Here is an 8804-nt window from a genome sequence, read left to right as displayed (position 1 = left end):
CTACAAGGGCGTGGAGGAACTGATTGCGGCGTTTCGCCAGTTGGAGGGCGATGGGTACGTGCTGCTCATCGCGGGCAACCCGCAGGCCGCGGGCTACGCGGCGCGCATTGAGGCGGCGGCGCACGGCGACCCGCGCATTCGCCTGCGGCTAGGGTACGTCCCCGACGAGGAACTGCACCGCTACCTGTTGGCCGCCGATGCAGACGTTTTGCCCTATCGGGAGGTAACCACGTCGGGCGCGGCGCTCCTGGCGTTCTCGTTCGGCGTGCCCATCGTCGCGCCGAGGATCGGCTGCTTCCCCGCCCTGGTGGAGGGCAGTCGCGGCGTCCTCTACGAGCCGGACGACCCGCATGGCCTGGTGCGTGCCCTGGCGCAGGCCGCCGCGCTGGACAGGGACGCCGCGAGGCGCGAGGCGCTGGCGTATGCCGAGTCGCTCGGCTGGGACGGGCTGGCGCGCCGACACCTGGCCGCCTACCGCAGGGCGCGGAGGGTGCAGGCATGATCGCCGGCGAGACCATTCTGTGCTTCGCGCCAGACCCGTGGGACGACATCTGGCGCAACCGACACCAGATCATGAGCCGCCTGGCGCGGCAGAACCTGGTCATCTACGTGGAGCCGCGGCCTTACCTGCGCCAGGTGTGGGCCGGGCTGCGGAGCGGCGCGATACGGCCCTGGGGCGGGCGGCCGCGCCTGCGCAAGGCGCTGGGCAACCTGTACGTGTACACGCCGCCGCTGTGGGCACCCATCAGCGGTCGGGAACCCCTGGCGTCGCTGTTCGCCCGCCTGCGCCGCCGGGATTTGCGGGTGGCGATGCGGCGGCTGGGCGCGGGGCGACCCATCCTGTGGCTTGTGCGGCCGGACCAGGCGGATGTCATCGGGCAATTCGGCGAGAAGGCGTGCGTGTATCAAATCGTGGACGACTACGCGGGCTACGGCGGGCTGACCCCCGAACGCCGCGAGGCGTTTCTGGAGCGAGAGCGGCGGCTGATTGAGCGCGCCGACCTGGTGTTCGTAACCTCGCCCGCGCTGATGGAGAGCAAAGGCCAGTACAACCCGCGCACCTATCTCGTGCCCAACGCGGTGGACTACGAGGCGTTCTCGCGGGCGCTGGAAGACCCCAGCCTGCCCGCTGACCTGGAGGCGCTGCCCAGGCCGCGCGTTGGCTACGTGGGGGCCTTGAACGACAAGGTGGACTACGCCTTGCTCCGCGACCTGGCGCGCGCGCGGCCCGACTGGTCTATTGTGCTGGTGGGGCCGTGGGCCGTGCGCGAGGACGCGAGCAGTTTTGACCTTCGGCGCGAGGCCAACGTGCACTTCCTGGGCAAGAAGGACGTGGCCCTGGTTCCGCACTACGTCAAGGGTTTGGACATTTGCCTCATGCCGTATAAACTAAACGAATGGACGCGCAGTATTGACCCGCTGAAGATGTACGAGTATCTGGCGGCGGGGCGGCCGGTGGTATCCACGCCCATACCGGCGGCGATGGCCTTCTCGCGGTGGGTGTCCATCGCCGACGGCGCGCATTTCGCCGAGGCCGTGCAGGCGGCGATGGCGCAGGACGACGAGACGGCCCGCGCCGAGCGCCGCCGCGTCGCCGCCCAGCATTCCTGGGAGGCCCGCGTGGCGTTCATCGCGTCGCAACTGGCCGCCTTTTTGCAGCACCGCGAATAGACGAAGAGACGCCCCGGATGTGCGTTCGGCGTTGCGGGGCGTAGATAAGTGAGGTGAAGGATGGAGACAACCGATTTTCTCATGTACTTGAGGGTGATTTGGAAGCGCGCGTGGCTCATCGGCCTCATCGTCGCGTTGACGGTAGGCGTCATCCTGCTGACATCGTTGACCGCGGGGCCGGTGTACCAGGCCACCGTGCGGCTTCAGGTCATCGCCTCGGAGCCCGGCGATGTGGCGCTGTTCTCGGAGTTCAGGTCGGGCCCCGCCGCGGAGGAAATCTCCACGGCCCAGCAGGACTTCATCGCCGCCCTGAAGCGCCCCATCGTGGCCTGGCAGACCATCGCCGACCTGAACCTGGGCATCAGCGCGGTGGACTTGCTGGACCGCATGACGGTGGGAACCGAGGAGGAGTTTATCTACATCTCCTACGAGGCCGATTCCCCTCAAGATGCCGAGACCATCGTTACCAAGTTGGTGGATAACGCGCTGGTGTACTATCGCAACCTGCGGGCCAAGCGGGCCACCGTGTTGCGCGTGTTCATCGCCCAGGAGTTGGAGAAGCAGCAGAAAAGCCTGGCGTCCGCCAAGGAAGCCTTCCTGCAGTTCAAATTGCAGCACAACCTGGATTCACTCCAGCGCGAACTGACGGCCTACCAGGACGAACTGCGTCAGTTACGGTTCAGCCGCGATATGGTGGTGATGCAGGGCGAACAGAAGAGCCGCGAGGCCACGCTGTACCAGGAACAGGCGGACAAGGCCACCCAGCAGGCCGAAGAGGCGGCGGCGCGCGGCGCTACCGGCACCGCATCGTACTACTACGGCCTGGCGCGGGACTACGCCCAGAAGGCGGCGGAGGCCCGAATCAGCGCCGAGGCGGCGCAGGTGGCCAGGTTGGAATACGAGCAGATGATCTCCGACCGCGAGACGCGCCTCCTATCGCTCATCGGCCTGACTTCCGAATACGATGCGAAGCAGACCGCCGTGAACGAGATTCAGGCCAACGTGAATTTCCTGTCGGGCAAACTGAACGAAGCGGCCTTGAAGGAAAGCCAGTCGCTGAACGCGGGGTTCATCCAGGTTGCGGAACCGGCGCGGCAGCCCGACCGCCCCGCCCCGTCCCAACTCCCGCGCCTGCTGCTGGTGGGCGTGGCCATTAGCGCGGCGGCGGGCATCATCCTGGCGTTCGTGCTGGAGTTCATTGAGTCGCTTGGGCGCCCGAAGCCTGGGACGCAAGCCCAGTAGTCTGCGGAGTTGGCGCGAATGCGGCGCGTGTTGCTTGTGGACAAGGCCCCCCAGATCGGCGGGTCTCTCATCAGCCTGCATCACCTGGTGCGCGGGCTGGATCGGACGCGGTTTGAGCCCATCGTCCTCGTGGCAGAGGGCAACCCGTTCGCCGATCGGTTCGCGGCGCTAGGGGTGCAGGTGCTCACCCGTCCGTGGGCCAACACGCCGCCTCAGACTCCTGGCCTGCTGAAGGGGATAACGCAGACTTCGGCGGCGCGGAAGTTGCGCGACTGGGAATGGGGCCGCCGCCTGTACCACAGCGCGGGCTTCCTGGCCAAGCACCTACCGCGCATTCTGGAGAGGGCAGAGGCGTTTGCCAAACTTGTGTACGAGGTGAAGCCCGACTGGGTGCATGTGAACGACGGCATTCCGTTCAACCGCGGCGAGATTCTCGGCGCGCTGTGGGCGCGGGTGCCGGTGGTGTGCCACGTGCGTTCCTTTGAGCCGCCGACCCGCTTTGACCGCCTGCTGCTGCCGCGCGTGGCGGCCTATATCTTCATCTCCAGGGCCATTGCGGACTGGCTCGTGGACACCGGCGCGCCCATGCGCAAATGGTATGTCGTTTACAACGGCGTGGACCTGACGGAGTTCCCGGACCTTGCGGGCGAGCGCCCTCGCATTCGGGCGGAGTTGGGCCTGCCCCAGGACGCCTTCGTGGTGGCGCTGCTGGGGCGCATGGTGCCCTGGAAGGGGCATGAGGTGTTCCTGGACGCGATGGAGCGGCTGCTTCCGGAGCACCCTCGCCTGTTCGGCTGCATCGCGGGCGAGGGCTGGCGCGGCAGCGACTTTGAGCAGAGACTGCGCGCCCGGGTGGAGTCTGGGCCGTTGAAGGGGCGCGTAGTCTTCGCGGGCTTCCGGGCGGATGTGCCTGCGCTCCTGCAATCGGTGGACGCGCTGGCCCACACGTCCATAGAGCCGGAGCCGTTCGGCCGCGTGATCGTGGAGGCGATGGCGGCGCGGTTGGCGATTGTGGCCACCGCCGCCGGGGCCGTGCCCGAAATCCTGGAGGACGGGCGGACGGGCCTTCTCGTGCCGCCGGGGGACGCGGAGCGCCTGGCCCTGGCGTTGCAGCGGCTGATGCGCGAGCCGGACTTGCGCCAGCGCCTGGCTGCCGCCGCCCGCCGCGAGGTAGAGGCGAGGTTCACGGTGCAACGGTACGTGGCGGGGGTTCAGGCTGTGTACGAGGAGTTGCAATGATTCGTAGGTTGGAGTGGCTTTCCGGCGATGGCAGGGTGCTTCGCCTTATCGGGCGGATCGCGCTCGTTGCCGTCGCGCTGGGTTTGGGATATGCGCTGGGGGTTCTGCTGGTGTCCCCGCAGTACGCCACGGTGGTTACCGCCGTTGGCGTGGCGTTCTGCCTGGGGGCCGTCGTCGTGGATCCGAAGATGGGGATGCTGCTGTGGATGATCGTCGCGCCCTATGCGCGGTTCATCCCGCTGGACATCCAGTTGGGGCACGGCATCCCCGACCTCAAACTGAGCCGCCTGGTTACGCTGGTGTTGCTGGCGCTGTGGGCGGCGCAGGTGGCCATCGGAAGGCGCAAGTTGTCCCGCGTCATCTGGAGCGACATCTTCATGGCGCTCTTCGCGGTCTTCACCCTCATCAGTTATTCGGGAGCGCCCATGTCCACCAACAAGGCGCTGCAGAACTACTGGGACATCTGGCTGGTGCCGGTGGTGGCCTATTTCCTTGCGCGGCAGTTGTTCTCCACCGAGCGCGACGTCAAGCGCATCGCCATTGCCATCGCCGTCGTGGGGCTGTACCTGGCAGTGCTGGCCACCCACGAGCAGATGACGGGGATTACCCTGTTTTACCCCGAAGACCGCAGCGTTATCTACTCCACCCACGTGCGCCGCGTCGTCAATTTGCTGGGCAACCCCGCGTTCACGGCGGTGTGCCTGGCGATGGCGGCTCCCCTTGCGGCCCGCGGCATGATTGAGAGCAAGACGCGAGGGCGGCGCCTGGTGTGGCTGGGCGTGCTGCTGGCGCTCGCGGTGGGGTCGTTCATGTGCTACAACCGCTCGGGGTGGGCCGCTTTCATCGCCAGTCTGCTGGTGATGTTGCCCTTCTACCCCCGTTTCCGCAAGATTTTCCTGCCGGTGTTCATTACGGCGGTCGTGCTGTTGGTTGTAACCTGGGGGGTGGTCAGCGCGACGCCGGCCATCCGCGAACGCCTGCAAGCCGAAGGGCCCATCATCTGGCGCATGCAGGTGCTGGGAACCGCGTGGAAGATGATCAAGGCGCACCCGTTCACCGGCGTGGGGCAGGGGAACTTCGCGGCGCTGTACACGCTGTACGCGCGGGGAGCGGCGTATCAGTACGCGGACCCGAACGCGCGGGTGCTCATGTCGCCGCACAATTCGCTGGTGTACATCCTGGTTCACGGCGGACTGGTGACCCTCGTCCCGTACTTGGGGTTCCTGCTATCGGCATTCTGGGTTACGGTTCGGTTCTACCGCAGCATCGCCGACGAGAAGGCGCGAAGCCTCATCGTGGCGACGTGGGGCGCGTTCGTGGCCTATCTCCTGCCCGGCATGGCGGGGGATACGGTGATTTTCGCATTTGGCGCGGTGCTGTTCTACGTGCTGGTCGGCGGCGTCCTGGGGTGGATTCTGGGAGGCGGGCAGGCTCTCATCGTGCCGAAGAAGTCGGCAGAGGGGGCGGCGTGAAGGTTTTGATTCTAAGCCCATTCCCGCTGGATTGGGAACGCGCTCACGGGGGCGTGGAGTCCACGGTCATGTACTTTCTGGACGGCGCGGCGGCCCATGCCGACGTGAGCCTGCACGTGGTTACGTCGCTGCCCTCGGTGCGCTCGCCCGAATCTCGCATGCGCGGCGCGGTGAGAATTACCTACGTGCCTCGGCTCCGGTGGGGTCGGGCGGTGGGCTACGCTGGCGACTTTCGGGCCATCCGCCGCATCGTGGACGAGGAGCAGCCTGACCTGGTGCACGGGCAGGGGACGACGTTCTACGCGGGCGCGGCGCTGGCTTCGGGCGCGCCTGCCGTGATCACCGCGCACGGGGTAGCCTTCCGCGAGTTCGCGTATGTGCGCGGGCTTTCGCAGCGCGCACGGGGCCTCTGGGACGCCTGGTACGAGCGGCGGTGTCTCCGCCGAACGCGCTACCTCATCGCCATCGCGCCCTACGTGGCCCGCGAGTTCGCCCCCTGGACCCGCGCCCGCGTCTGGTTTGTGCCCAATGCCATCTCCGAGCGGTTCTTCGGACTGTCGCGTGCGCCCGAACCGCACACGATTCTGTTCGCCGGCGTGGTCAGCCCCCGCAAGGCTGTGTGCGAGTTGGTGGAGGCGGTCGCGGGCGTTCGTCGGCATGTGCCCGGCGTGCGCCTGCGGATTGCGGGCGACGTCCGTCAGTTTCCGGGCTACGTCGCGCAGGTGCGTCGCCTGGTGGCCCAGCACGGCCTGGAGGACAGCGTCCAGTTGCTGGGCCCGTTGCCCGAGGCCGGCATCCTGGCGGAATACGCCCGCGCCGCCGTGTTGGCGTTGCCCTCGTGGCAGGAGACGCTGCCCGCCGCCGTGGCCCAGGCCATGGCCGCGGGCGTGCCGGTGGTGAGCACGGCCGTCGGGGGCGTTCCCGACATCATCCAGGATGGCGTGCACGGGTTGCTGGTGCGGCCGGGGGACGTTGCCGGCCTGCGGGACGCGCTGGCGCGGGTGCTGTCCGATGGCGCGTTGGCCGCATCGCTGGCGGATGCTGCCCGAGCCTACGCGGAGGAGAACTTCCGCAACGCCGTGGTCGCCAGGCGCGTCCTGGATGTCTATGCCGATGTCCTGCGCCTGGAGCGGGGCGGCGAAAGGAGTACCTCGCCGTGAAAATCAAGCCCGATTGGTATCAGTGGCTACATGCCTACCGAACCAGGGAGATGGACATCATCTTCCGCGACTGCCCGGATGGAGTGTTCGCGGAGGGGCTGGAACTGGGGGCGGGCGATGGGTTCCAGAGCGCCCTTCTGGTGAAGTACGTGCGCCGACTCATTGCTACGGACCTCAACCCGGCCATCTTGAGCCTGCCCTCGCACGATGCAGTGGACTACCAGGTGCTGGACGCCGAAGAGGTCGGCGACGCTTTTCCGCCAGGGTCGTTTGACCTGGTGTTCTCATCCAACCTGCTGGAGCATCTGCCTGCGCCGCAGCGCGCCCTGACAGGCATCCACCGGGTGCTGAAGGACGATGGGGTAACGATTCACGTCGTCCCCAGCCCGTTTTGGAAACTCTGCGAACTGTTGCTGTACTTCCCGAATCACATCATCGTCCTTCTTGAACAGGTGCTTGCGCGGGGCGGGGGTCGGGTGCTGGCCGATAAGGTGCGCCGCCACACGCCCACAGGCCACGCGCCAGCGCCCGTGGCCCCGGACGCCGACAACAACCCGAAGACGCGCAAGCGCCCGCATTCGTTCCTGTACCGCTGGTTCATCCCGGAGACGCACGGCGTGTCATTGGGCCATCTGGAGGAGTTCCGGGCTTTTCGCAAGTCCCGGTGGCTGGCCGAGTTCCGCAAGGCCGACTTGGAGGTCGTGGCCGTGAGGAAGGGGCCTGTCGCGTCGGGCTACGGGTTTGGGCTGAATACCCTGCGGCGCTGGCTGGAGCGCCTGGGCTTCACGTCGGAGTACATCTACGTGGCCAAGAAGCGCGGGCAGTCCAGCCCCTACGTCCGCTATTTCGCGCCGCGCCGGGGGAGGGCGTCGTGAGCAGGCCCCTGCGCGTTGCGCTTGCCATCATGTATCCGCTGGATGCCTCGCGGCGGTCCGGGGGGCTGCAAGCCGTCGCGTGCGATTTGGTGCGCGGGTTCAAGGCGGTGGACGGCCTGGAACTCCACGTGGTTCACTGCACGAAGGAGGTAGAGGCCGACCGCGTCGTGCAGGATGGCCCGGTGTTCGTGCACTATCTCCATGCGCCGCGCCGTCGCGTGGTGCCGAACATGCTCACGTCCGTCTGGAAACTTCGCCGCGAGTTCCGTCGCATCCAGCCGGATGTGGTCAACGCGCACATGGGCCACTACGCGGCGGCGGGCATCCTGGCAGGATTCCCGACGGTGCTCACCATTCACGGCATCGTGTGGCGCGAGGCCGAGATATTCCGAAAGACGTGGTTTGACCGCCTGCGCTACCGCGCGGCGACGCTGTTTGACCGATTCGCCGTGCAGCGGGTGCGCAGGGTGGTGGCCATCAACCCCTACGTGCGCAGGGAGTACCGCGCTGAAAACGACCCACGGTGGACCGAAATCCCCATCCCCGTCTCCGAGGACTACTTTGCCGTTCCCGACCGCACCGTCCCCGGCCGCATCCTGTGCGCGGGAACCGTTACCGAACTCAAGAATGGGCTGGCGTTGCTCCAGGCGCTGAAACTCGTGCGCGAGCGGGTGCCCGAGGCCCATGTCCACTTCGCCGGCCGCATAGACGACCGCCCGTATCTCAAGCGGATGGAGGCTTACGCGGCCGAGAACGGCCTGACCGAGGCGGTGGCGTTTCGGGGGCTGATCCCCTACGATGAGACGCTGCGCGCCTATTCGGAGTGCGCCGTGCTGGCGCTGACATCGCGGCAGGAGTCCTCGCCGCGCGTGATCCTGGAAGCGGCGGCTGCCGGGAAGCCATCCGTGGCGGTGCGCGTGGGCAGCGTGCCCGATATGATAGAGGACGGCGTGAGCGGGTACGTCGTGCCGCAGGATGACATCCCAAGCCTGGCCGACCGGCTGGTACGCGCGCTGACCGATGAGCCGCTGCGCCGCCGCATGGGGGCCGCTGCCAGGCAGCGCGTGAAGGAGCGCTACAGCCTGCGCCATGTCGTCGCGCGCTATGTGGATCTGTACCGCCAGGTGGCGCAGGGAGGGTGAGCC

The 8804-nt window shown here is 67.3% G+C and carries 8 protein-coding genes; all 8 read left to right on the top strand.

Annotated elements, in window-relative coordinates:
* On the top strand, positions 1–502 hold a 502-nt coding region (locus tag H5T65_08040), incomplete at its 5' end, for a glycosyltransferase (protein ID MBC7259184.1).
* Positions 499–1671: a glycosyltransferase gene (locus H5T65_08035; GenBank protein ID MBC7259183.1), complete on the top strand. Its 1173-nt coding sequence runs from the start codon at positions 499–501 to the stop codon at positions 1669–1671. The genes H5T65_08040 and H5T65_08035, both read left to right, overlap by 4 nt.
* 60 nt (positions 1672–1731) lie before the next feature.
* On the top strand, positions 1732–2913 hold the full coding sequence (locus H5T65_08030; GenBank protein MBC7259182.1) for a hypothetical protein: 1182 nt from the start codon (positions 1732–1734) through the stop codon (positions 2911–2913).
* Positions 2914–2931: 18 nt separating this feature from the next.
* Positions 2932–4152 (top strand): glycosyltransferase family 4 protein, encoded by a 1221-nt coding sequence (locus H5T65_08025; GenBank protein MBC7259181.1) that lies wholly within the window; start codon positions 2932–2934, stop codon positions 4150–4152.
* On the top strand, positions 4149–5624 hold the full coding sequence (locus H5T65_08020) for an O-antigen ligase family protein (protein ID MBC7259180.1): 1476 nt from the start codon (positions 4149–4151) through the stop codon (positions 5622–5624). Before H5T65_08025 ends, H5T65_08020 begins: the two co-directional genes overlap by 4 nt.
* Positions 5621–6784: a glycosyltransferase family 4 protein gene (locus H5T65_08015; GenBank protein ID MBC7259179.1), complete on the top strand. Its 1164-nt coding sequence runs from the start codon at positions 5621–5623 to the stop codon at positions 6782–6784. Before H5T65_08020 ends, H5T65_08015 begins: the two co-directional genes overlap by 4 nt.
* On the top strand, positions 6781–7659 hold the full coding sequence (locus tag H5T65_08010) for a class I SAM-dependent methyltransferase (protein MBC7259178.1): 879 nt from the start codon (positions 6781–6783) through the stop codon (positions 7657–7659). The genes H5T65_08015 and H5T65_08010 overlap by 4 nt, the downstream gene beginning before the upstream one ends.
* Positions 7656–8801, top strand: coding sequence for a glycosyltransferase family 4 protein (locus H5T65_08005; protein MBC7259177.1), 1146 nt, complete (start codon positions 7656–7658; stop codon positions 8799–8801). The genes H5T65_08010 and H5T65_08005 overlap by 4 nt, the downstream gene beginning before the upstream one ends.
* Positions 8802–8804: the final 3 nt, after the last annotated feature.

The organism is Chloroflexota bacterium, from assembly GCA_014360805.1.
Classification (GTDB): Bacteria; Chloroflexota; Anaerolineae; order DTLA01; family DTLA01; genus DTLA01.
This window is presented reverse-complemented; position numbering and strand designations above follow the sequence as displayed.

What these genes read in the sequence shown, in the direction of transcription:
- H5T65_08035 (MBC7259183.1), top strand. Translation starts at nt 499, where the DNA reads ATGATCGCCGGCGAGACCATTCTGTGCTTCGCGCCAGACCCGTGGGAC.
- H5T65_08025 (MBC7259181.1), top strand. Translation starts at nt 2,932, where the DNA reads ATGCGGCGCGTGTTGCTTGTGGACAAGGCCCCCCAGATCGGCGGGTCT.
- H5T65_08020 (MBC7259180.1), top strand. Translation starts at nt 4,149, where the DNA reads ATGATTCGTAGGTTGGAGTGGCTTTCCGGCGATGGCAGGGTGCTTCGC.
- H5T65_08030 (MBC7259182.1), top strand. Translation starts at nt 1,732, where the DNA reads ATGGAGACAACCGATTTTCTCATGTACTTGAGGGTGATTTGGAAGCGC.